Here is a 23437-nt window from a genome sequence, read left to right on the forward strand (position 1 = left end):
TGCGCCGACCCTTTATCTTTAGGGTGGAAGACCCCCAAAACTTACTGGCTGCCCACCCCATGAAACTGCTTCTCTCTGCTCTGCTGGCCACCATTAGCCTGGGCTGCTTTTCGGAACGCCTACTTCCCCCGCCGCCCGGCCGCCAGCCCGCCATCCTGGTCTTCTACCGCACGGCCGGCTTTCACCACAAATCCATTCCCGACGGCCTGCAGGCCCTGCTCCAGCTTGGCCAGCAACACCACTTTCGTGTCGATACCACCGCCGACAACACCCGCTTTACGGTTCGGCAGCTCAACGCCTACCGCGCCGTGGTCTTCCTCAACACCACGGCCGACGTGCTGACCGCGCCCCAACAAACCGCCTTTGAGCGCTACATCCAGGCCGGCCACGGCTTCGTAGGCGTCCACGCCGCCACCGATACTGAATTCGACTGGCCCTGGTTCAACGGTCTGGTGGGCGCCTACTTCGTGAATCATCCCAAAGTCCAGCCCGCCACCGTGCGCGTCATCAACCACGAGCACCCCGCTACGGCCCACCTGCCTGCCGAGTGGCCCCGCACCGACGAATGGTACAACTTCCGCAGCATTACGCCTGGCCTCACCATCCTGGCCACCATCGACGAAACCACGTACTCCGGCGGCACCAACGGTCCGGCCCATCCCTTCGCCTGGTACCACAGCTACGACGGCGGCCGGGCCTTTTACACCGCCGGCGGCCACACCCCGGAAAGCTACCAGGACCCCCTGTTTCTGCAGCACCTGCTGGGCGGCATCCGCTACGCAATGGGCCAGTAGCGGCCCGCCGATTTAGCTCAGCTTTTTCTGCGGCGGGTGCTGCTCAAGCGCGAGTCGGGTAGCAGTTCCTTTCTGGGCACCCCAGCGTAAGGCATCAGGGGTAGTAGACGTGCCAGGTGCCGTCTTCCGCTACCGTACTAACTGCCCACAAAAAAGCCCCAGCCATACAAGGCTGGGGCTTTTTACTAGCGGGTGTTACCTCTACACTTAGCGGCTGAGCACGAGGCGCTGGGTGAGCACCTGCTTGCCCGTCGTCAGGCGTAGCAGGTAGACGCCGGCCGGGTATTCACTGGCCTGCACGGGAATCACCTGGGCCCCGGCCGCCGTACCGGTAGCCACCGTCTTGACCAGACGCCCCTGCAAGTCATACAGTGCCAGCGCGTACGTTTCCGACTGGTTCAGGGTGAACTGAACGGCCAACTTGCCCGCGCTGGGGTTAGGCGTCACCAGCAGCTCACTGACTTTGGAAGCCGACGTGGTAGCCAGCGCCATCAGGGCCGGGGTGCAGCTCGTGCCCACGGTGTAGCTGAAGGGCGTAGCGGCCGTGTTACGCTCGGGTCCGCCCGCGCCAACCTGGTAGGTGAAGTACAGGCTGGTCACGGTGCCGTTGGCAATAGCCTTGGTGAAGGTGAAATCCCCGGCACCATTCTTCGTCATGGCGTAGCCCGGGTAGCCCCCGGCCGAGCCTTCGCGCAGGTAGAGAATAGCCAGATTGCCGCCGGCCGTAGCCCCGAGCGGGTGGAAGGTGAACGTGACGTTGCCCCCACTTGTCACGGCGCCGTAGCTGAAATCGGCAGTAGTAGCGCAGTAGCCCCCGAGCTGGTGCCGCCGGTTACCGTTACGCTTACCGCGGCCGAAGTTGTGGTGGCGCCAGCGTTGTCGGTGGCCTTGGCCGTGAGCGAATAGGTGCCGGCCGCTACGCCCGTCCAGGAGTAGCTATACGGGGCCGTGAGGTCTTCACCCAGCTTGGTGGTGCCCCGGAAGAACTCGACTTTGCTCACCGTGCCGTTAGCATCCGCCGCGTTGGCAGTAATGGTAATGCTGGCCGGAGCCGCGAAGCTGGCGTTGGTGGCCGGTGAAGTCAGGCTGACCGTGGGCGGCGTGTTGGTCGTGCCCGTGCCGCAGTTGCCTACGGTTACGCTGTGGGGCGTGGCGCTGGTGTTGCGCTCCCCGCCTTCGGGTACGCTGTAAGTGTAGTAGAAATACACCGTTTGACCCGCGTTGGCCGCGAGGGTAAAGGGCGTGTTGGGCTGGGCCGTGTAGCCTGGGAAGGGACCGTTAGGACTGGTGCCGTAGTAGAGCAGCAGCGTGGGACTGCCGACACCGCTGCGGCCGGGCACGAAAGTCAGCGTGGGGTTGCTGCTGGCTCCGGATACCGAGAAGGTATAGTCGCCGTTGGTGGGCCCACCGGTGCAGGTTCCGCCGGTAGTGCCACCCGTTACGACCACGCTCACCGCGCTGGAAACCGTGCTGGCATTGGCGTTGTCGGTGGCCTTGGCCGTGAGCGAATAGGTGCCCGCGGCTACGCCCGTCCAGCTGAAGCTATAAGGAGCTGTCAGGTCCTCGCCTAGTTTGGTGGCCCCTTGGAAGAACTCGACTTTGCTGACTGTCCCGTTGGCGTCAGCCGCGTTGGCCGTGATGTTAATGCTGGCCGGGGCCGCGAAGCTGGCGTTGGCCGTGGGTGAGGTCAAACTTACCGTCGGCGGGGTGTTGCTGGTGCCCGTACCGGTGTAAGTAAAGGTCAGGCGGCCTACGTTCAAGCCGCCCTGGGTGAAGGTCAGGCGCAGCACATGCTCCCCAGCCGGCAGGTTGAGGCCGGTAATGGTTTTGGTGGCCCAGGTTCCCCAGTTGCTGGTTGTCGTCACGGTCTGGTCGCCGCCTACTTGGGTGCCATCTACCGAGAGGAAGAAGGGCCCGCCGCCGGTGGCGTTGCCAGCCGCATAGCGCATGGCCAGCGTGTGGGTGCCGGCCGCCGACACGTTGACGGTGTACTCCAGCCATTCGCCGGCATCCACCCAGCCCACGGTAGCGCCTTCGGCCGCATCCGATACGGCGTCCACGTTTTCGTTGGTGCGGAACGCTACGGTCGGCGCGGGCTCAAACGTGGCCTGGTTGCCCTCTGAGGCGTCGTTGTAAGCAATGCCCTGGCCCTTACCGCCCGGGTACGAGTCATACTTGCCGGCCTCGATGGTGCCGGGCACGGCCTGGGGTGAGCCAGTGAAGGAAACCTGCTTACCCACCTGCACGGTGGCAATGTTGGTGACTTTAAACAATGAGCCGGCGTACACCTTGGCGTAGAAATTATGAATGGCTACGGGCAGGTTGGCAGCCGTTTTGGTGTAGGGCGTGCTGGTCACGGTGCCCAGGGAAGTGCTGCCGTCGAAGAACTCCACGCCCGTCACGCCGCTGCCAGTAGTAGCCACGCTCAGGGTCACGCTGCCGTTGGCGGCTACTTCCGTAGCGTTGGCCGTAATAGTGCCGGCTACGGCTACATCTTTGCTGGTAGCCAGCTTGCGGGCCGGTACGTTCAGCACGTAACCGTCGGAGAAGGTAACGGTGATGGGCGAACTGCTGTAGTTCTGGGCCACGTAGGTTTTCTGGCCATTTTTGATGAACACCGCCGCTTCGGGGTTGTTGGCCGTCACGGTGGCGTCGAGCTGGCCCAGGGCATTCATGGCGTGCAGCCAGTAGTAGGTCTGGGCATCCGAAACACCGAACTTGATGGCGCGGTCGGGGTAGGAATCGTAGAGTTGAATGGCCTTCACGGGGTCAATAAAGGCCAGGTATTCCCACAGCAAATCGTGCCAGGTGTTGGGGTTAGCCTCGTTCTGCAGAATGCCGGTGTTCTGGGTAATTTCGGTCCAGAGCTTCTGCACGTAGGGTTTGTTCAGCCCCAGGTACAAGGAGCCCCCGTGCATGGGGTAGAGCTGAATACCGTAGACGGCGCGGATGTCGGGGGTCCAGAAAGTGCCCGCGTCGTAGCCCGCGCCCCACACCCGGCCCGTGACGCTGTAGGCGTAGTCGGGCTGGAAGGTGCGGTCATTCACGTCGAACCAGTACTCCTCAATGGCGGCCTGCTCGGTGGCGTAGAGGTAGATGCCCAGGTCGCGGGTGGCCTTGTTATTGGTAATAGCGCCCCAGTGAATCAGCGACGAGTTGAATTGCATACTCTCGGAAGTCGACTCCTGGTTGTTGCCCTGCGGGAAGCTGGCGAAGCCGTCGGCCCAGGCGTGACCCGCGTAGGGGTCGAAGTTGCGCAGGAAGGGAAACTTGGTGTCGGTCCGGCTGGGGTTGGCGGCGTCGCGGATGAGCATGTTCACCATCTCGCTCCACTGGCTGGCCCAGCCGGGCTGGTACTGTTCCACGAAGGCGGCGGCGTGAATAAAGTAGCCCCAGTGGAAGTGGTGGTCGTTCAGGTTGTCGTCCTGATGGTGGCCGGCCGGGTAGCCCAGCAGCGCCGACCACTTCGTGTCGTAGTAAAACAGAAACGCCTTTTCGCCGCCTTCCACCGACAGCCAGTCTTCCAGCCGGGTCTTGATGGTGGCCAGAATCTTGTTGCGGGCTTCCACGTTGCCGGCCTCATCGGCAATGCGGGCCGTTTGGATCAGCTTGTTCATTTCCTGGCCCTCGTTGTAGGAGTCGGTCCACTCAGCCAGGCCGTTGTTTTGCAGGGCTTTCACCTTGTCGTTGAGCTTGACGGGGCTGAAACCGGCGCTGTAGTTATCCAGGTAGGGCAGCGTGGGCAGCACGCCGTGGAAGGTGTAGGCCGTCGAGAAGGTGTTGGAGGCCAGCATTTTCAACTGCCCCCGCACCGACGGATACACCTGCCCCGCGGGCTGGGCCGAGCCGCTGGCCAAATAGCCCCACTGGTGGGGCAGCAGCCCTTGCAGCACTGTCGTGCCGGTGCCTTCTTTTACCGAAGGCGTCACGGTGAAGGTGGTTTTGACCACGCTGGTACTTTCCGTGTACTGCCAGCTCACCGCGGTGCTGGCCGGGAATACGTAGGCGTACTTCTTGTAATCGTTGGCGGCGGCCAGCGCGTCGGCAGCCGTCGGGTTCAGAAAGGCCATCGACCAATAGGTCTTGCCGTTCAACGTGGAAGTGTAGGTGCCCGCGTTGTTGGTCCAGGTCGAGCCCACCGGAGCGTACACGGCGTAGTCGCCCCCGTTATAGGAGTCCCGGATCAGCAGCATCTCGTTATTGATGGTCACCGTGCCCACCGTTACTTTCACCACGGCCACGTCGGCAGCGCCTTTGGTGAAGTACAGGAAGGGCATGCCCATGCCCACGGTAGCGTTGAAGTCATTGGAGCCGCTGTGCCAGTTCATGGTCACGGTCCAGTCGGAGAAGTCCGAGACGGTAGCACGCACGGCACTGAGGCTCTGCACGCCCACGGTTACGGCCATCACGTCGCTGTTCGGCTGCCGGTATTCCTTGGGGCCCGAGGGCGGGATGATGTAGTTCACCACCAACCCGGTTTCGTGGGTGCGCAGGGCCAGTGGGTAGTTGAAGATGTTGTTGACGTGGTCCTTTTGCAGCTTAGCCGACCAGAACTCGTTGGTCGGCACCGGCTTGGTAGCAGCTACTCCACTCACCAGCGGGGAGCCGGGTGGCACGGCGTTGCGGCCAGCCTGGTCGGTACCCGGAAATACAGTGGTGTAGCTGCCCGCGCCCACGGGCACGATTTGGCTCAGGGCTGGCGCGGCACTCAGGGCCAGACTCAAACCAGCCAGGGCCAGGGCTTTCAGGCGGCGGAGCCAGGGCTTGCGCGGCGGAGCCAGCTGCGCCGGCAAACTACCGGGCAGGCGGTTAGGTAGGGATATACCCATAGTCAGAAAGGTTTGGTGGGATTTTATGAAAAGAATGGAGCGGCGACTACGGGGCTGCCGGCAGCGGCAGCAAGGCCACTCACCACGCCGGGCGTGGGGGTGGCGGGAAACTATAGGGGCTTGAATCCAGCCAAAGCGGCACTGGATTTCGACTAACTCTTTTAAGTAATCCTATTCTACCTCTGCACTTACCTTACTCTTCTCCAAACCGGCGCTTACGCAAGCATGTGCCGTAGCTGACTTCGCGGTAAAACGGAGTATCACAAAGCTAATTTTTTATCATTTCAGCCCTACTATCCGTTGAAAATAAACTCTTTATACACAATTCACCCCAAACAACGAGGTCATACCAGGCTACATACCCCCCATTCTTATCGTGTCACGCAAGCGTATAGCTGCCTTACTTAAATCACTCGTCCTACCTGCGCCATTGCCTTCTATCAGGGTATTATACAAAAAGGCCGTGCGCAATACCTGTATTACGCACGGCCTTTGCCCTAGTCCCTTGTGCCAGCACGCATAACGCTTACGGCACACTCCCAAAAATTACGAGCTGCACGAGAGTGTAGCGCAGCCGGGTTTCTCACGGGCCCAATCGGGGCGCTTGGCGGCCAGCTCCTCGTGCTCGGGCTGCTCGGCAAACGGGGTTTTAAGCACGGTCATCAGCCGCTCCAGCACCGACGTGTCACCGGCTTCGGCGGCCTCAATAGCCTGCTGGGCCAGGTAGTTGCGCAGCACGTACTTGGGGTTGGCGCTGAGCATTAGCTCCCGAATAGCATCCGGGGCGGCTGTTTCCTGCTGCAAGCGACGCTGATAGTGGCCCAACCAGCTCAGCAGCTTGTTTTCTTCCTCGGGCGAGGTTGAATACGTGGCCGCCGCTAGCAGCTCCTGCCACGCAGTTTCGGCCGAGGCTGGGTTCTGCAGTACGGCCGGGGCGGCGTGCGAGAGGTGGCGGAAGAACAGGGTCATATCCACTTCCGACTCGGCCAACGCTTCGTGCAGGGCTTCGAACAGGGCCTTGTCTTCGGCCTCATCCTGGCTGGTCAGACCCAGCTTGCGCCGCATCATGTCGTGGCGGGTTGCCTCGAAGGTAGCCGAGTATAAGTCCAGGCCGGGGCGGAACATCTCGGGGTCGGGCACGAGGTAGGCCAGGGCCCGGGCCAGCTGCCACAGGTTCCAGAGGCCTACGTTGGGCTGCTGCCCGTAGGCGTAGCGGCGCCCGCCGAAGTCGGTGGTGTTGGGCGTCCAGTCGGGGTCGTAGGGCTCCAGCCAGCCGTAGGGACCGTAGTCGATGGTGAGGCCCAGGATGCTCATGTTGTCGGTATTCATCACCCCGTGCACAAAGCCCACCGACATCCAGTGCGCCAGCATGACAGCGGTGCGGCGGCAGATTTCCTCAAACCAGCGCACGTACACTTCCGGCCCCGTGGGCTCGCCCAGTTCGGGGTAGTAACGCCGAATCACGTAGTTGGCCAGGTCGCGCAGGTTATCCAGCTCGGCGGCCGAGGCCATCATCTGGAAGTTGCCGAAGCGCACGAACGTGGGCGCCACCCGGGCCACAATGGCGCCGGGCTCGGCCTGGGGGTTGCCGTTGTAGAACATGTCGCGCACCACCAGGTCGCCGGTGCTGACCAGGCTCAGGGCCCGGGTCGTGGGCACGCCCAGGTAGTGCATGGCCTCGCTGCACAGAAACTCGCGCAACGAGGAGCGCAGCACGGCCCGGCCATCGGCCCGGCGCGAGTAAGGTGTGGGGCCGGCTCCTTTGAGCTGAATTTCCCAGGGCCGGCCATCGGTAGCCGTGACTTCACCCAGGGAAATGGCCCGACCGTCGCCGAGCTGCCCGGCCCAGTTACCGAACTGGTGGCCACCGTAGCGGGCGGCAAAGGGCTTCATTGTATCGGTAACCAAGTTGCCGGCCAGGGCCTCCACGGCCGGGCCGCGCTCAGCGGGCCGGGCCAGGCCCAAGAAGGCGGCCAGCTCGTCGGACCAAGCCAGCAGCTTTGGGTCGCGCACGGGCGTGGGCTTCACGCGGGAGTACAGATAGCCAGGCACTTGGCGCGGGCGCTGGTCGAAAGAAGCCTCACCGCGCATTTCATCCACAAAGGAATTCTGAAACGGGGCTTGATCTATAGTTGGGGTGGTAGAAGACATAGTTAAGAAAGGAACGACACAAAGAACCTTGCGTTGTGTCACTGGTGAAAACGGGGCTCTACAGGCATAGCAGGCCCGCAAGGCATTTGATACAAACAGGCAAACCCAGGTGGCAAGTTCGCCAACCAGCCAGGGCCACGCATGTTTTACGGCCCCGGGTACGTGGAGCGCCCTAAGGCCGCAGCCTGAGCCAAGCGCTGGTTTTACGTCTGAAGCCGGTCGTGAAGTTCTGGCTCAGCTTGCCGAAAACTGCAGAATAAGCCGCCAAGCCCGCGTAGGAATCGGTACATTTCCGGCGCTATGAACCGCTTCGACCGAATTACTGCCCTGCTGATTCAGCTCCAGGCCAAGCGCGTGGTACGCGGCCCTGACTTGGCTGCCCGCTTCGGCGTGAGTTTGCGCACTATTTACCGCGACCTGCGTACCCTGGAAGAAGCCGGGGTGCCCCTATGCGGGGAGGCGGGCGTGGGCTATTCCCTAGCCGAAGGGTATCGGCTGCCGCCGGTCATGTTTAACCGGGAAGAAGCCACGGCCCTGCTTACGGCCGAAAAGCTCGCTGCCCAGCTCACCGACGCCCATACCGCCCAGCTCAGCCAAACGGCTATGGACAAGCTGCGCGCCGTACTGCGCCGCCCTGACCGCGACTATCTGGAAGATTTAGGTTCGCGCATCCGCGTATTTGGTGGGGCCCGGCGCCCCACCGTCCCGGCGCCCGCGGCCGGTACCCAACAGCCCCTGCTCGATGCCATTGCCCGCCAGCGGGTGGTACGCCTGGAGTACCGCGCCGGCCACCAGGGCACGCCCTCCCGCCGCGACGTGGAGCCCATCGGGGTGTATTTCGGGCAGCATTGGCACGTGGTGGCCTTCTGCCGCCTGCGCCAGGAGTTTCGGAACTTCCGCCTCGACCGGATAGCGGGCCTGCAGGTGCTCGACGAAGCCTACGAGCCCCGCCCCGACACGCTGCAGTCGTACTGGGCCGAGCTGGCTAAGGAACGCCAGACCCAGGTGGCCGTAGTGCGCTTCGGGCCGCAGGTACTCGGGCAGGTACACGAAAACAAGCACTACTTCGGCTGGAAGCACGAGCAGGCCCCGGATGCGGCCGGCTGGGTGGAAATGACCCTGGTGCCCGGCTGCCTGGAGCACTTGGCCCGGTGGCTGCTGCTCTTCGCCGGCCAAGTACAGGTGCAGGCCCCCGCCGACTTGCAGACCAAGGTGCAGGAACTGGCCCGGGCCGCCCACGATTTTTTTTGCGTACCCGCCGAAACCTACTGACATAGGGCTGTCACTGGGCGTGCCGAAGTTTGGACTATCAATCAACCCAAACTCCTTTAAGCTCATGGAAACTACCCTCGCAGCCTCCCCCCTCGCCCAAGCCTTCAGCATCGAGCTGCTCGACGAAGCCAAGCTCACCCGACGCGTGCTGGAGCGCGTGCCCGTCGCGCAGTTCGACTGGCAGCCCCACGTCAAGTCGATGAAGCTCGGCCAGCTCGCCCGCCACACCGCCGACCTTATCGGCTGGATCAAGGACACGCTCGATACAACTGAAATCGACGTGGCCGTCTTCGACGATGCTCCGGTAATGCCCATCACTAGCACCGAGGAATTGCTGGCCTACTTTAACCAGCGCGTGGAGGCCGCTAACACCGGCTTGCTGCAGGCCACGCCCGAAGACCTGGAACAGCAGTGGACCATGCGCAGCGGCGACTATGTGATTGTGGCGCAACCCCGGGCCGAGGTAGTACGTCACCTCATCAGCCACATGATTCACCACCGTGGGCAGCTGAGCGTGTACCTACGCCTGCTCGACGTACCGGTGCCTTACATCTACGGCCCCTCCGCCGACGACTCCGCCCAGCCCGAGTAAGCTTACCAGTAGCCCCCTGAACGCCGCAAACCCCGACCAGCTAAGTTGGTCGGGGTTTGCTGGTCTTTGGACAGTTTACCGGCGGCGTAGCCGCTAGGAAATGGCGCTGGGGCTGTGCAGCAAGGGCAATTCCAGGCGCTCCACGGTTTGTTTTTCAAAGTCGAACTCGATGAGCACGGCCGGCTCCTCCCCCACTACCCAGCCGTCGTGCCCTGGCTCGATGGCTACGGCCTGGGGTGCCACAAAGGTTTCGGTCACGCCATCGGCATACTGAATACTGATCTGGCCGGCCGCCAGAAACCCTACGTGGGCGTGCATGCACAGCGGTGTGCCCATAATATCCTTTAGGTTCTTGGACCACCGAAACCCCACCGGATACACGATGCGCTTAACCCGGGCGGCCCCGGTCTGAACTACGTCGACCTGAACTCCGCCAACTTCGCGGCGGGAGGCGCCCTTCATCGGGCCAAACAAGGAATTTGGAGTAGGCATGAGCGTAGGACTTGAAGTAGAACAAATTGAACTGGCGGAGTAAGCATCTCAGTCTAACTCCCTCACAACAAGAGTAATTTAGGACTTTTCAGCTAACCTACCAGCTATTGCCCGAATTATAGTAGTCCCAACCTGTGCCCGGCTAGCTACTACCCACAACTTACCGCAGCACCCGGCCGGGGCTTTGGGCATGTCGCAGCCAGGTCTGAGCCTCGGCCAGGCTGCCGAAGGTGCGCATCTGGAAATAGTCGCCGATACTGGTGTGCATGGCCTCGGCCGAGAGGGCTGCCAACGAGCCGGGGTCGACGACGTGGGCAAAGTGCGTGAGGCCGCCGGCAATAGCCCGCGGCGTCCAGTCCTGGGCAATCCACTCCACGGCATGATCCCAGGGCCCGACCACCAGGGAATTGTCGTTCAGCAGGTAGGGGCACTGGCGCTTCATCAGCACTTCCAGTCCAGCTTCGGCACCCACCAGAATGCCGGCGTGCGTTTGGTAGCCAATCCAGTTGTTGTAGACCCAGTTATTCACCGCGTCGTAGTTGATGGTCAGGTATGTTTTCCCAAAGGCATTGCTCAGCTCTCTTCTCATGGCTTGCAAGATACGGCGGCGTTTGCTACGGTTGAGCTTACTCGGAAAATACCGCTGGCTCACCCACTTCCCAAAGGCCCAACAAAAAAGCCGAACCTGTCCAGGTCCGGCTTTTTTGATATTGCTACTCGCGCCTATTTGCTGTCGTCGTCGACGGGCTTGCCCTGCTGGTGCATGTTGGCCGCTACCAGGTCGTCGGGAAGGACGTTGCTGATGGCTACCTGCACCTTGTTCTTAAAGCCCGACACAATCTTGTCCTTGCCGGCCAATAGCGCCTCGTAGCCGTCCTTGGCCACGTCGGCCGGGTCGGCCTTGCTGCCTTCGGCCACCAGTTTGGACTGCTCCATGTCGGCCTTGCGGAAGAAATCCGTGTCCGTCACGCCGGGCAGCAGGGCCGTGATGGTCACGCCCGAATCTTTGGTTTCCTCGCGGATAGCCTCGGTGAACGAGGTGACAAAGGCCTTAGTGCCGTGGTACACCGATTGCAACGGCCCCGGCAGTTCCCCACCGATAGACGACACCTGCAGGATTTTGCCCGAGCCCCGGGCCACCATTTCCTTCAGGAAGCACTTAGTCAGCACCACGTAGGCCCCGATGTTGAGCTGAATGATGTCGAGCTCCCGGTTGATGTCGGTTTCGATAAACTCGCCGTACTGGCCCTGGCCGGCGTCATTGACCAGCACTTCCACCTCGATGCCCTGGGCCCGCACGGCCTCGTAGAGCTCGAAGGGAGCTTCCCGCTGAAACAAATCCTTAGCCAGGGGCACGACCTGCACGCCGTATTGCTGCTGGAACTCGGCGGCTGTGCGGTCCAGCTCCTGCTGGTGGCGGGCCACTAGTACCAGGTTGTATTTATCCTGCGCCAGCAGCTTGGCCAGTTCGTAGCCAATACCGCTGGTAGCCCCCGTAATGAGGGCGAATTTCTGTTCGTTAGCCATAGTGTTTTAGGTTAGGTTGGTAGTAGACAGGGTTTTCTTTACGCCCTTTCGGCAGCGGCGTTTCCAGTCCAACTCACATTTTCGCCATTACAACCCACTACAGATCAGCTTACTATTGTTATTTTCAACAGTAGCCAGCCCATAAAAAAGCCCTGACTACCGCAGTAGTCAGGGCTTTTTTATGGGCTGGCCTACAACTGGCCGAACAGAGCTTATTTTTTGGCGGGCGCCGCTTGTACTACCGAGTTGGCGGGCAGCGGAATTTCGCGCGAGGTCTGGAATTCGGGAGCCTTGTCAGCCGACTCTTCCACCTTGCGCTGCACGATGCGCAGGGTATTGCCGCCCACGTTCATCACGGCCAGGTCGTAGCTGGTGCCCGAGCCGGGGTCGTAGCTGCGGAAGCCCATGAGCATGTCGTTGGGGAAGCCGGCCAGCTTGGCTTTTTCCTTGTTTACCACGTCGGGCTTACCGCTGAACTGCCCCAGGTCAATATCCTGGCCCTTTCCGCCCTTAACCACGAGGTGGGCGGCCGTTTTACGGTCGGGACCGGCCGGCCCGGGCTTGAAGGAGAAGCTGACCGTCAGATTCTGGGTGGCACTGGCCGCTGGCGCTGCAGCCGGAGCGGCTTCGGGAGTGGCAGCCACCGTATCGGGGGCGGCCGTGGTAGCAGCCGGAGCGGCGTCGGGGGCAGCTGGCGTAGTAGCAGTTGCTTCGGGAGTCGACTGCTCGGTAGCGGGCGGGGTTTGGTTGCAGCCGGCCAGCAAAACCAGGGCGGCGGCCAGTGTCAGGTAGGAAAACTTCATCAGGCAGAGGAAATAGGCAGGAAACGAGAAATTGTTTTGGGCCGGTAAAAATACGCATTATTGCCCGCTCCTATACCGGCTGGTAGTTCACCAAGTTGTATTTTTTGGTTTTGGCCCTGATTTCTTATTTACCTCATCCGGCTCCGAAGGCCTGGCTCTTACAGCGGGTGGGCGTCGTCGTTGCGGCTGGCGCCGGGGTCGGTGAGCTCATCGGGGACGGCCTGCTCGTTGTCGGGCGCGGGGTCGGCGGTGATTTCGTCGGCCACCGGAGCCGGGGGCGGGGTTTCGGCAGTTTCGGCCGGGGCGGGCGTAGCAGTAGGCTTTTGCTTCGGGTCGGCCGGAGTTGGGGCGGAAGGCTGGGGGAGATTTTTCATTGGAAACACGAAAACAGTAACTGCCAAATTGTTCAGCTTTGAACGTAAGCTGCTTTAGCGGGTTTAGGTTCTCAACTTCCCGGCTGTCAGCCAGTAAGCCGCTTCCAGGCCAATCGGGTCCGAAGCCGGTGCCGGTTTTTGCAGCGCCCCGCTTGCGAAAAGTGCCGCCGAGCCCGTAATTTCCATTCCCACGCCTTGATTAGCTCCGCCCCATGACCACCACGTATGACCTTGGCCCCGGCCCCGGGGCGCGCAAGCAGCTAACCGGTCCAGGTTTGCGTATAGCCGATGGTTCCGGCCCGCTGGCCTGCCGCGGGATGCGGCCCGGCTCCCGGAATTAGCGGCCTGCTTTATGAAATTGTTGCTTTTCCGGCGCGTGCTGCTGGCCGTCTTCCTTCTTGTACTCGTGGCCCTGGGCGTGCTGGTGTGGCTGCTGGGCACGGGCTATGGTCGGCGGCAGCTGGAGGCCTGGATCCGGGAGCAGGTTACCCACCGCTCCGAGCTGGTGCTAGCCCCCTTTGAAGTCACCTTCTCGCTGTGGCACGACTTTCCCCACCTGACGGCCTCGGTGCACCACGTCAGCCTGACCGACACGTCCTTTCAGCAGCCGCACGAAGTACTGCGCATCGGGCGGGCCGATATGCGCCTGGATTTGCGCAGCCTCTGGCACAAGCAGCTGGAAATAACCCGCCTCACGGTGCACGACGTGGCCTTCCGGGAGCGGGTCGACTCCTTGGGCCGCAGCTGGGGCCTGCACGGTAAGCGCCGCCACACCAGCACCGGCGCCGGCCCGCCCCTGGAGCTGGCCCTGGACTCGTTGCTGGTCTACAATTTCCGCATCCAAACCCGCAACGACTTTGCCCACAGCGCCTTTGGGGCCGAGGTGCAGCGGGCCCGGTTGACGGCGTCCATCCGTCGGGGAATGCTGCGGGCTCGCGGCACGCTGCTCGGTGAGCTCAGGGAGCTGCGCAACAGTCGCGGCACCCGGTTTCGAAACGAGCCGGTGTGGGCTTCGGTTAATTACCAGTTTGAATTCAAAAAGCGCCAGGGCACGTTGCACCACACCCGGGCCACGCTCAACGGCGATACCATCCGCGTGCGGGGCACCCATGTGACGGTGCCCAACCAGCCCGGCACCCGCCTGTATTTCCGCTTTGAAGGCGAGCAGCCACTCATGGAAGTGCTGCATGCGGCTTTGCCGGCCAACCTGGAGCCTTTCATTGCCGGAGCCACCAGCCCGAGCAAAGCCCACATCCAATACACTATTTCTGGCCTGACCGGCCCCACCGTGCGGCCCCGCAACGTGCTGACGTTCGGGCTGCGGCGCGCCCGCCTGCTCTGGCCCGACCCGCGGCGGCGCATCAACAGCTGGGATTTGCAGGCGACCTACGACAACGGCCCGGCCCACAATCAGAAAACCACTTCGCTCACGGTCCAGCACTGCCGCGTGTACTCGTCGGCCGGCCAGCTCAACGTGGCCCTCACCCTGCGCGATTTCACCCAGCCTTTCGTGAGTGGGCGGTTTCGGGGCCGGACGGAATTGCCCCAGCTGGCGGTACTGGTGGCACCGGGGCAGTGGCGGGCCCGGCACGGGACGGCCGAAATGGACGTACGCCTACACGGCCTGCTCCCCCCCACCGACGACGGCAGTGCCGCCGCTATGGAAGGCCAGCCCAGCATGTCGGTGCGGGGCCGGGTAACGCTGCAAAACGCCTCTTTCGTGGTGCTGGACCGCCGCGCCGATTTTTCGGAGCTCAACGTACGCCTGGGTTTACAGGACAGTATCTGGACGCTTTCCCATGCCTCGGGGGTGCTGGACCACATGCGGTTCCAGGCCAGCGCCACTACCACTCACCTCTTTGATTACCTGACTGGTCAGGAGCTCAACATGCAGGTGACGGGAAACTTTGCCGTGGATGAGCTCCGGGTGCAGCGGCTGCGGGAGTTGCTGCGCCCCCCGGCCGCGGCTACGCGGCTGCTGGCCCGGCAGCGGGCGGCGGCCTCTTCCACCCAGCTGGCCACGCTGGGCGGCAGCCTGATTCCGCCCGGCGTACGCCTGCACGTGGGCCTGCGCTGCGGCCGCCTGGTGCTGCCGGCCGATACCCTGGAGCAGGTGGGCGTCACGGTGCTCCACGACGGGCAGCGGGTGGAGCTGCAAAACCTGGCGGCCCGGGTGTGGGGCGCCCAGATGCGCGGGCAGGTTTCGTGGCCTACCGATACGCTGCAGCAGGTGGCGCCCATTCAGTTTGCCCTCAACATGCACTACGACACGGTTAACTACCGGCGGCTGATGGCCCGCATGTCCCGCCCGCCCCGCCGCTCGGCCAAGGCCCCGGCCAGTCCGGCCCTGCGCGAACTACTGCTGGCGGCCAACGGCACGCTGACCTGCGACATGACTACGGTACAGCTCGAAGCGGGAGAAAACCTGCGCAACCTGCACCTGCAGCTGGTCAAGACGGGCCCGGAGCTCCGCCTGCCGACCCTGGATTTTTCAACTACCCGCGGCGGCTCGGGGCACGCCTCGGCCGTGGTGCGCATCCAGGGCGTGCACGTGACCAACGCCGACGTGGACCTGAACCTGCACTACCAGGACCTGGATGTGCAGCGCCTGCTGCTGCTGCTGGCCAGCCTCAACCCCGAAGATAAATCCGTGCCTTTGCCGGTGTTGCGCCTGGCCCGGCGAGCCGAGCGGCGGGCCAGGCGCCAGCAGCTAGCCCCGGGCTCCATTCTGACCAACGGCGTACTGCAGGCCGTGGTGCACGTGCAGGCCGACCAGGTAAACTACAGCGCCGTGCGAGGCCGCAGCTTCGAGTTGGTGTCGCACCTGCGCGACGGAATGGCCCGGGTAGATAAATGCTCGTTGCACGCGTTCCGGGGCCGCATCGACTTGCAGGGCCACATGCTGCTCAACGTCAACCGCCGGCACCACCCGCTGCAGGTACAGATGCGTCTGCAGGATGTGGAACTGCCCGACCTGTTTGCCGCCGGTCTGGCTATCGGCCTTACGCTGCCCGATGAAGACAACATCCGGGGCAGTATGCGCTGCGTGGCCGACGTGCGCACCGACCTGGACTCGACCTTCCTGCCCCGCCTAAGTCACACGGTGGGCTATGTGCGGGCCGACATGCGCAACCTGGAGCTGCTCAACATCGAGGCCCTGAGCCAGGCGCTGAAATTCATGCGGGAAGAGCGTACCCGCCACTTGTATTTTGAGCCCTTCAGCAGTGAGTTTATCCTCAACCGCGGCCAGCTTTTGATTCCCAGCCTAGATTTGAACAGCAACCTGAGCAACATGCAAATCAGCGGCAGCTATTTTCTCAACGGGCGGGCCAATCTGTATATCGGCCTGAACCCCATGCAGGCTCTCTTCGGCGACAACGAAAAGCGTATTGAGCGGATCAAGCAGAGTGAGCCCCTGCGCCGCCCCAACCACCGCCTCACCTACGTGAATCTGCAGCGCCTGACGCCTGCCAGCCGCTACTCGGTGCGCCTGTTCAAGGGCAACGAGCAGCGCCAGCACCAGGCCCTGCTGCGCCAGCAGTTCCGCCAGCTGCTTATCACCCAGCGCCTCGACAGCACCGTGAACCTGCAGCGGTAAAACGGGTTAGTACTCCCACCATGACTACTCCTGAAATTATCATCATCGGCGCGGGTGCGGCCGGGCTGCTGGCCGCCCGGGAACTGGCGCAGGCCGGCCGCCGCGTCCTCGTATTAGAAGCCCGTAACCGCATCGGGGGCCGCATCCATACATTCACCGAGGACGGATTCAGTGGCCCCACCGAGGCCGGGGCCGAATTTCTGCACGGTGAGGTAGCCCTGACCCAACAACTGCTGGAAGCCACCAACACCGCCAGCCACGATACCGAAGGCACTACCTATGAAGTGCGCCAGGGCCAGGTTTCCACCGCTGAAAATTTCCTGGCAGACATGCCCCTGCTGCTGGAAAGGCTGCACCAGCTGCCCCACGATTTGCCCTTGGCCGAGTTCCTGACCCAGTACTTCCCCGGCGACGAGCACCAGGCACTACGCAGCATGGTTATCAGCTTTGCCGAGGGCTACGATGCTGCCGACGCCCGCCGGGCCAGCGCCTTTGCCCTGCGTGAGGAGTGGTCGGGCGGCGGGGCCGAAGACTCGCCGCGTCCCGCCGGGGGCTACGGCCCGCTGCTCGACCACCTGGCCGGAGAAGTGAGAGCTGCCGGCGGAGTTATTCAGCTGGCTACCATTGTACAAACCATCCAGTGGCAGCACGGGCAAGTGACGGTAATCTGCGACCAGAACCGCCACTACCAGGCTCCCCGCCTCCTCCTCACTTTGCCTCTGGGCGTGCTGCAGGCAGCTCCCGATATGCCGGGTCACGTAGCGTTTGTACCCGAGCTGCCGGCCGCTCAGCGCCAGGCTGTGGCTGCGCTGGGTTTCGGACCCGTCATCAAGATCCTGCTTGAATTCCGCACCGCCTTCTGGGCGCAGGAATCGGCCGAGGCGAGCCACGCCATGCCGGAGCTGGAATTTCTGTTTTCGGATGCGCCGGTGCCCACCTGGTGGAGTCAGCTCCCCGACCCGCGCCCCTTGCTCACGGGCTGGCTGGCTGGCCCGGCCGCCGACCAGCTCCGGCATGCCCCCGACTCCGAGGTGCTGGCGCAAAGCCTGAACTCCTTGGCTTACCTACTGGGCACTTCGCCCACGTTTTTGCGCGACCAGCTGGTGGCCCAGCGCGTCGTCAACTGGGGTGCCGACCCGTTTGCCCGCGGGGCCTACGCCTACGCCACGGTAGCCTCGGCGGCGGCGCTCCAGGTGCTGGCCGTGCCGGTAGAAGAGACGTTATTTTTTGCCGGTGAAGGGCTGTACTCGGGGCCGGCCATGGGCACGGTGGAGGCCGCCTTCAGCAGCGGTCAGCAGGTAGCTCGCCGCCTGTTGGAGTCCCTAGCTTAGCACTCAATTTTGTTGTCACAATCTTTATTTTTCATCGGCAGTAGGTGACACTCCATGAGCCGGACATGGACGGGGTGGGCTTATGGCCGCTTTCTGATACTCTATGTAGTATGCTTGGGGTACCCGAAGCCCCATTTTTCACCCGGGTGAAAATAAATTTTGCCCGGGTGTGATTTTTTGCCGGCTCTCTGCGACTAATATTTCTGTCCGCCTTCCCCTCATTTCCCGTGTCGTCCGCCGCGCTCCAGCAGGAATTCCTTCGCCTTTTATCGACGCAGCAACGGCGCTTGCATAGCCTGTGCCGCTTCTACTACGTGCGGGTGGAAGACCGGCAGGATGCCTTTCAGGAAATCGTGCTGCAGCTCTGGAAGTCTTATTCCGGGTTTCAGGGTACCGCCCACGTCTCGACCTGGATGTACCGGGTGGCACTCAACACCATCTTTTCGCGCCTGCGTCGGGAGAAGGCCCAGCCGGAATGGGTGCGCTGGACCGAGGAGTTGCAGCAGCTCCCAAACCCCGAAGACCTCGTGAACCCGGCCGCGGCCGGCCAGGTGTTGGAAGAAGCCATTCACCAGCTTTCGGCCGAGGACAAAGCCTTGGTTTTACTGCACCTGGAAGGCTACTCCTATCAAGAAATAGCCCCGCTGTTGGACATGAGCACTACGAACGTCAGCACCCGGCTGCACCGCATCAAAGGCAAGCTGGGCAAATACCTAAAGATGCAGTTGTTATGAGCCTGGAAGAACTCAAGCCCTTATGGGAAGCTCACAAGCAACAGGTAGAGCAGCAGGATCTGTGGAGCGCAGCCCAGCTCGCCGCCCTGCTTCCGGCACCCCACCCAAAGCCCCGCTGGGCGCTACGCCCCCGCCGGGTGCTGCTGCAGCTAGGCCTCGCGTTGCTGTCCTTCGGTTTTAGTAGCTGCTAAAAAGGCGCAGCCCTTTTCTTTCTCTGCTTATCCACTACCATTCCTCCGGCTCAAAAGAGCCGGGACGGTGCTTCGTTGCCGAAAAAACGGCTTAGCGGGTCATACTTCGGTCTTTTACAATGCTTTTCACCCTCATTTTACTTCTTTCCCACATGAGCTTATTGGCAGCATTGACGTGGACGGTCAGCCCCCTGATCTACGATTTTGGTTTCTTCCAGCTTACCTGGTATGGGCTGCTCTTTGCCTCGGGCTTCGTGCTGGGCAGCTTTATTCTGACTCGCATTTACCAAGCCGAACAGGTGGCGCCTAAGTGGGTCGACGTCATCACCTTGTACATGTTGGGAGGTACGGTGCTGGGCGCGCGCCTGGGCCACTGCCTGTTCTACGATTGGGACTACTACTCGCAGCATCCGCTGGAAATCTTCTTCGTTTTTCCCTGGGCCGGCCTGGCCAGTCACGGCGCTACCCTGGGGATTCTGCTGGCCACCTGGCTGTTTAGTCGCCGCCACCGCTTCGATTACCTCTGGGTGCTGGACCGCATCGTGCTGGTCGTGGCCGTGGGCGGGGCCTGCATCCGGCTGGGCAATCTGCTGAACTCGGAAATTGTGGGTCGCCCGGCGCAGGTGCCCTGGGCTCTGGTATTTCCCCGCGACCAGGACCACCTCCAGGCGCCCACGTTCCCGGTGCCGGCCGGCGCGGTGCTGGTGCAGCCCGGCCACGGCCCCCGCTGGCAAAAGCTGGAACTGCTCCCAGCGGATAAGCCCGCCCCCGCCGGGGCCCTGATGGCTGTTCCTCGCCACCCCACGCAAGTCTATGAGGCGCTGTTCTGCGTTTTGCTGTTCGTGCTGCTCTACCGGCTCTGGCAGAAATACCGGGAGAAAACGCCGCGGGGCCTGCTGTTTGGCCTGTTTGTAACGCTGCTGTTCTCGTTTCGCTTTGCCGTGGAATTTCTCAAGGAAGACCAGGTAGCGTTTGAGCAAGGCCTCGTGCTCAACATGGGCCAGCTGCTGAGTCTGCCCCTGATCGGGCTGGGCGTGTGGGTGCTGCTGCGGGCCGGCAAGCGGGCGGCCAACCCCTCCGGCCCGACCCCGCGAGAAGCGGATTCGTCCGTAGCCGTCGTGCTCAGCCCGGAATCAAGTCCGGCCTGAGTGCTTGCCCAAACAAGGCTGCAATGGTAGTCAGGAAAGCCGCAGTAGGACAATTAAAACGTCTTCTGGCGCACGGCGACATTTCCCGGGACGGGGCTTTTTTCCTGCCCGCAAAGCCCGCACATTTGCCGTCTTGTCTGTTCTCACTTCCACCGCAATGCAACACGTTTATCGTCGTGCCCGCCGCTGGCTTTCCGTCACGGCCCTGTTCCTGATTACGCCCTCCATCCTCTTTGCCTGGGGTACGTGGGGGCATGAGCGTATCAACCGCGCCGCCGTGCTGGCTTTGCCGCCGGCCATGCGCACTTTCTTCTACAACCATGTCGATTTCATGGTGCAGGAGTCGGTGGTGCCAGACTTGCGCAAGTATACGCTCAGCGACAAAGCCGAGGGCCCGCGTCACTTCGTGGATCTGGAACACTACGGCGACGTAAGCCAGGTGCCGCGCACCTCCCAGGAAGCCTACGCCAAGTATGAGCCCGCGTTTCTGGATAAAAATGGCCGCCTGCCCTGGTTTATTCAGGACATGCTGGGCAAGCTGACCCAGGCCATGAAAAACGGCCGCAAGGAAGACATACTCTTCATTGCCGCCGACCTGGGCCACTACCTCGGCGACGCCACCCAGCCCCTGCACACCTCCTCCAACCACGACGGCCAGCTCACCGGTCAGAAGGGCATCCACGCCTTTTACGAGTCCCAGATGGTGGAGAAGTTTGGCAAAACCTACAACTTCAAGCTCCGGGAGCCCCAACTGATTCAGGACCCGGTGGCTGAAACCTGGCGCATCATCGCCCAGAGTCACGCCGCAGCTGATACGCTGCTCAGCATCGAGAAAAAGCTGCAGACCGAGGTGGGCGCTACCAACATGTACGAACTGGACGCCCAGGGCCAGCCGAAAAAGAACGTGTTCAACAGCAACGTGCGCACGGCTGCCTACACCGAAAGCTTCCACAACTCACTCAAGCGCATGGAAGAGCGGCAGTTGCGCACGGCTGCACAGGCCGCGGCCAACTTCTGGTATACGGCCTGGGTAAACGCCGGCAAGCCCGACCTGACCAAGCTCGACACCGAGTACACCACCAAGAGCAGCCAAAGCAACCTGAAGGAAGAACTCAAACTGCTCCAATCGGGCAAACTGGTAGATTTCTCCTCCTTCATGGAGTTCTAAGCCCCGGGGGTTTTCTCACCTAAGCAAGCCTGTTTCTGCCGCAACCTGCCGGCGGGAACAGGCTTTTTTGCGTCCAGAGCCTTGTAGAATAATAAATGTCATACCTGATCTGGCGTCCGATTGCTGAAGCATTTTACCGCTTCGTTGCAATACCACATGAACAGCACTGCGGTAAACATGCCCCAGCTGCACTCAGCATAATGGCCTTTTCCTGACCACGCCCCACGCAAGATGTCCCGCTGTGCTCGATATGACGATTGGATTTCAGCTGATATTCCATAGTGAGTGTGCACTTACTATTGTAGTAAAAAATATTTCCCTGGTTTCAACTATCACAACCGTTCCCGATGCACTATCACAAACGGTTGCATAGTTTTTCTGCTAATCCGGGGCTTTTCGGCTCATTGCCGGAGCTCTAGCCTAGCCTATTTTTAGCATCGGAGAGTGGTTAAATAGCACTTTTTACGATTCTCCCGACCTGATTCCCTCTCACCAATTCCCATTCCTTGTATGAGTACACCCCGACCCTATCTACTTTCGGCGGCATTGTTGCTGGCGGGACTCACTGGCGCATCGGCCCAGAATGCGCCGGTACAGCTGCAGGCCGAAGCCGGCACGCTGGGTGCCGACTGGACCAGCCCCACCACTGCGGGCGTCACCTACGTCACGGTAGTGCCCACGGCTACTATTGCCAGCCAGAACCCCGGCACGGCCGCCCGCGTGATTACCTACAGCGTCACCTTCCCTGGCCCCGGCACCTACGACCTCTACGCTCGGGTGCGGGTGGGCACCGCTACCGCCAACGACGACAGCTTCTACTACGGCAACGGCTTCGGCACCAAGTCGCCCACCGACGACAACGATTGGATTACCATCAACCAGGTGGCCGGCGTGGGTTACACCACCGGCACCCAGGTTGTGGACGGGGCCGGCTCGGCCCAGAACAACGTCTGGAAATGGGTGAACATGTCCAAGATTGGCGGCGCCGAAACCCCGATTTCCTTTACCGTGGCAGCCGGCAACCTCACCCAAACTTTCCAGATCGGGGCCCGGGAAGATGGCTTCGACATTGACAGAGTCGTGTTTGGCCAGACGGGCTTGTACTTCACCGTCAACAACCTTGACAACGGGCAGCAGGGCTCGGTCAACCCGCCGCCCCCGCCCTTCACACCGGTGGGTCCGCCCATGGCTACGGGTAAATCCAAGTTTCTGGGCGGCGTGCACAGCGCCCCGCAACTGGCCAACTTCACGGCCTACTGGAACCAGGTAGTGCCCGAAAATGCCGGCAAATGGGGCAGCGTGGAAGCCACCCGGGACGTGATGAACTGGACCGAGCTGGACGCGGCCTACAAGCTGGCCAAGGACAACGGCTACCCCTTCCGCATGCACGTGCTGACCTGGGGCAGCCAGCAGCCCACCTGGATTGCCACGTTGCCGGCCGCCGAGCAGCTGGCCGAAATCAGGCAGTGGTATGCCGCCGTGGCCCAGCGCTACCCCGCCATCGACTTCCTGGAAGTAGTAAACGAGCCCCTGCACCAGCCCCCGGGACCCAACAGCGGCGGGGGCAACTACCTCGAAGCCCTGGGCGGCAGCGGCGCTACGGGCTGGGACTGGGTAATAACTTCCTTCCAGCTGGCCCGCCAGTATTTCCCGACCACCAAGCTGATGCTCAATGACTACAGCGTGGAAAATACGGCTACCAGCGCCCAGCGCTACCTGGGCATTGTGAACCTGCTCAAGGCCCGCAACCTGATTGACGCAGTGGGCATTCAGGGCCACGCCTTCTCGACCCGCGGCCTGCCCGCCGCCGATTTGACTACCAACCTCAACACCTTGGCCTCGGCCGGCCTGCCGCTCTACATCACAGAGCTCGATATTGACGGCGTAAATGCGCAAAATCAGCTGGACGATGCCGTGCAGCTGGCCGAATACCAGCGCGTGTTTCCCGTGTTCTGGCTGCACCCGGCCGTGAAGGGTGTAACCATGTGGGGCTACCGGCCCGGCCACTGGCGCACGGCCCAGGGTGCCTTTCTGGTAAACGACGACAATTCGGAACGCTCGGCTATGGTGTGGCTCAAAAACTACGTGAGGACCACCGTGCTGGGCGTTTCGAAGACCGACGACGCGACGGTAAGCCTTTCGCCCAACCCCACTGTTACCGGGCAGTTTACGCTGCGGGGCACCGAACACCTAAGCGCCGTGCGCGTGCTCGACGTGCGCGGACAGCTGGTGCAGCAAGTAACGCTCCGCCAGCAGCCCACGGTGCAGGTGCAGCTGAACGTGCGGCCTGGGCTGTACGTGGTGCAGCTAATTAATGGGCAAACAATAACCTCGAAGAAGCTGCTGGTGCAATAACAGCGACGAGTTTATTAAATTAATTTTGACTAACTATTAATTTAACTTTTGTTGCAAATACGTAAATATCATTTTTAA

The 23437-nt window shown here is 62.0% G+C and carries 18 protein-coding genes; 10 read left to right on the top strand and 8 right to left on the bottom strand.

The annotated features are described in order from the left end of the window. Nucleotides 1–59: 59 nt before the first annotated feature. A complete protein-coding gene (locus MUN80_RS21480) occupies nt 60–794 on the top strand; it encodes a ThuA domain-containing protein (RefSeq protein WP_244716177.1) in 735 nt (244 codons plus the stop codon). Between the two features lie 207 nt (nt 795–1001). Here the strand turns inward: MUN80_RS21480 and MUN80_RS21485 are convergent, their stop codons facing one another. The 3 genes from MUN80_RS21485 to MUN80_RS21495 all read right to left on the bottom strand — a co-directional run bounded on the left by MUN80_RS21485 (nt 1002) and on the right by MUN80_RS21495 (nt 7774). Further along, complete coding sequence (locus tag MUN80_RS21485) at nt 1002–1568, bottom strand: T9SS type A sorting domain-containing protein (protein ID WP_244716179.1); 567 nt, start codon at nt 1566–1568, stop codon at nt 1002–1004. Next, nucleotides 1565–5623 (bottom strand): glycosyl hydrolase, encoded by a 4059-nt coding sequence (locus MUN80_RS21490; protein ID WP_244716181.1) that lies wholly within the window; start codon nt 5621–5623, stop codon nt 1565–1567. Before MUN80_RS21490 ends, MUN80_RS21485 begins: the two co-directional genes overlap by 4 nt. 546 nt (nt 5624–6169) lie before the next feature. Then, nucleotides 6170–7774: a protein adenylyltransferase SelO gene (locus MUN80_RS21495; protein WP_244716183.1), complete on the bottom strand. Its 1605-nt coding sequence runs from the start codon at nt 7772–7774 to the stop codon at nt 6170–6172. Between the two features lie 300 nt (nt 7775–8074). On the opposite strand from MUN80_RS21495, the gene MUN80_RS21500 reads away from it, so the two are divergent. Both MUN80_RS21500 and MUN80_RS21505 read left to right on the top strand, forming a co-directional pair. Beyond that, nucleotides 8075–9046: a helix-turn-helix transcriptional regulator gene (locus MUN80_RS21500; RefSeq protein WP_244716185.1), complete on the top strand. Its 972-nt coding sequence runs from the start codon at nt 8075–8077 to the stop codon at nt 9044–9046. Nucleotides 9047–9110: 64 nt separating this feature from the next. Further along, the gene (locus tag MUN80_RS21505) at nt 9111–9638 is read left to right on the top strand and encodes a DinB family protein (protein ID WP_244716187.1); all 528 of its coding nucleotides are present in this window, start codon (nt 9111–9113) and stop codon (nt 9636–9638) included. A 93-nt stretch (nt 9639–9731) separates the two neighbouring features. Here MUN80_RS21505 and MUN80_RS21510 read toward each other — a convergent pair whose 3' ends face one another. The 5 genes from MUN80_RS21510 to MUN80_RS21530 all read right to left on the bottom strand — a co-directional run bounded on the left by MUN80_RS21510 (nt 9732) and on the right by MUN80_RS21530 (nt 12834). Beyond that, nucleotides 9732–10130, bottom strand: coding sequence for a cupin domain-containing protein (locus tag MUN80_RS21510; protein WP_244716189.1), 399 nt, complete (start codon nt 10128–10130; stop codon nt 9732–9734). Nucleotides 10131–10290: 160 nt separating this feature from the next. Then, entirely contained in the window at nt 10291–10719 is a 429-nt protein-coding gene (locus MUN80_RS21515; protein WP_244716191.1) for a molybdopterin-binding domain-containing protein, read from the bottom strand. Nucleotides 10720–10853: 134 nt separating this feature from the next. Continuing rightward, on the bottom strand, nt 10854–11657 hold the full coding sequence (locus MUN80_RS21520; protein ID WP_244716221.1) for an SDR family NAD(P)-dependent oxidoreductase: 804 nt from the start codon (nt 11655–11657) through the stop codon (nt 10854–10856). 212 nt (nt 11658–11869) lie between these two features. Beyond that, a complete protein-coding gene (locus MUN80_RS21525) occupies nt 11870–12460 on the bottom strand; it encodes a hypothetical protein (protein WP_244716223.1) in 591 nt (196 codons plus the stop codon). Between the two features lie 158 nt (nt 12461–12618). After that, nucleotides 12619–12834, bottom strand: coding sequence for a hypothetical protein (locus tag MUN80_RS21530; protein ID WP_244724970.1), 216 nt, complete (start codon nt 12832–12834; stop codon nt 12619–12621). A gap of 352 nt (nt 12835–13186) precedes the next feature. Between MUN80_RS21530 and MUN80_RS21535 the strand changes: the two genes are divergently transcribed. The 7 genes from MUN80_RS21535 (at nt 13187) to MUN80_RS21565 (ending at nt 23359) form a co-directional block, all read left to right on the top strand. Beyond that, nucleotides 13187–16432 carry an AsmA-like C-terminal region-containing protein gene (locus MUN80_RS21535; RefSeq protein ID WP_244716227.1) on the top strand — a complete coding sequence of 1082 codons (3246 nt, stop codon included), beginning with the start codon at nt 13187–13189 and terminating at the stop codon, nt 16430–16432. A gap of 20 nt (nt 16433–16452) precedes the next feature. Beyond that, nucleotides 16453–17763, top strand: a complete 1311-nt coding sequence (locus MUN80_RS21540; RefSeq protein ID WP_244716229.1) for a flavin monoamine oxidase family protein — start codon at nt 16453–16455, stop codon at nt 17761–17763. 227 nt (nt 17764–17990) lie between these two features. Then, nucleotides 17991–18497, top strand: coding sequence for an RNA polymerase sigma factor (locus tag MUN80_RS21545; protein WP_244716231.1), 507 nt, complete (start codon nt 17991–17993; stop codon nt 18495–18497). Then, the gene (locus tag MUN80_RS21550; protein WP_244716232.1) at nt 18494–18688 is read left to right on the top strand and encodes a hypothetical protein; all 195 of its coding nucleotides are present in this window, start codon (nt 18494–18496) and stop codon (nt 18686–18688) included. Before MUN80_RS21545 ends, MUN80_RS21550 begins: the two co-directional genes overlap by 4 nt. A 152-nt stretch (nt 18689–18840) precedes the next feature. Further along, nucleotides 18841–19836, top strand: coding sequence for a prolipoprotein diacylglyceryl transferase (gene lgt, locus MUN80_RS21555; protein WP_244716234.1), 996 nt, complete (start codon nt 18841–18843; stop codon nt 19834–19836). A gap of 157 nt (nt 19837–19993) precedes the next feature. Further along, the gene (locus MUN80_RS21560) at nt 19994–21004 is read left to right on the top strand and encodes a zinc dependent phospholipase C family protein (protein WP_244716236.1); all 1011 of its coding nucleotides are present in this window, start codon (nt 19994–19996) and stop codon (nt 21002–21004) included. A 510-nt stretch (nt 21005–21514) separates the two neighbouring features. Further along, nucleotides 21515–23359: an endo-1,4-beta-xylanase gene (locus MUN80_RS21565; protein WP_244716238.1), complete on the top strand. Its 1845-nt coding sequence runs from the start codon at nt 21515–21517 to the stop codon at nt 23357–23359. The last annotated feature ends 78 nt before the right edge of the window (nt 23360–23437 follow it).

Source organism: Hymenobacter cellulosivorans (genome assembly GCF_022919135.1).
GTDB classification, from domain to species: Bacteria; Bacteroidota; Bacteroidia; order Cytophagales; family Hymenobacteraceae; genus Hymenobacter; species Hymenobacter cellulosivorans.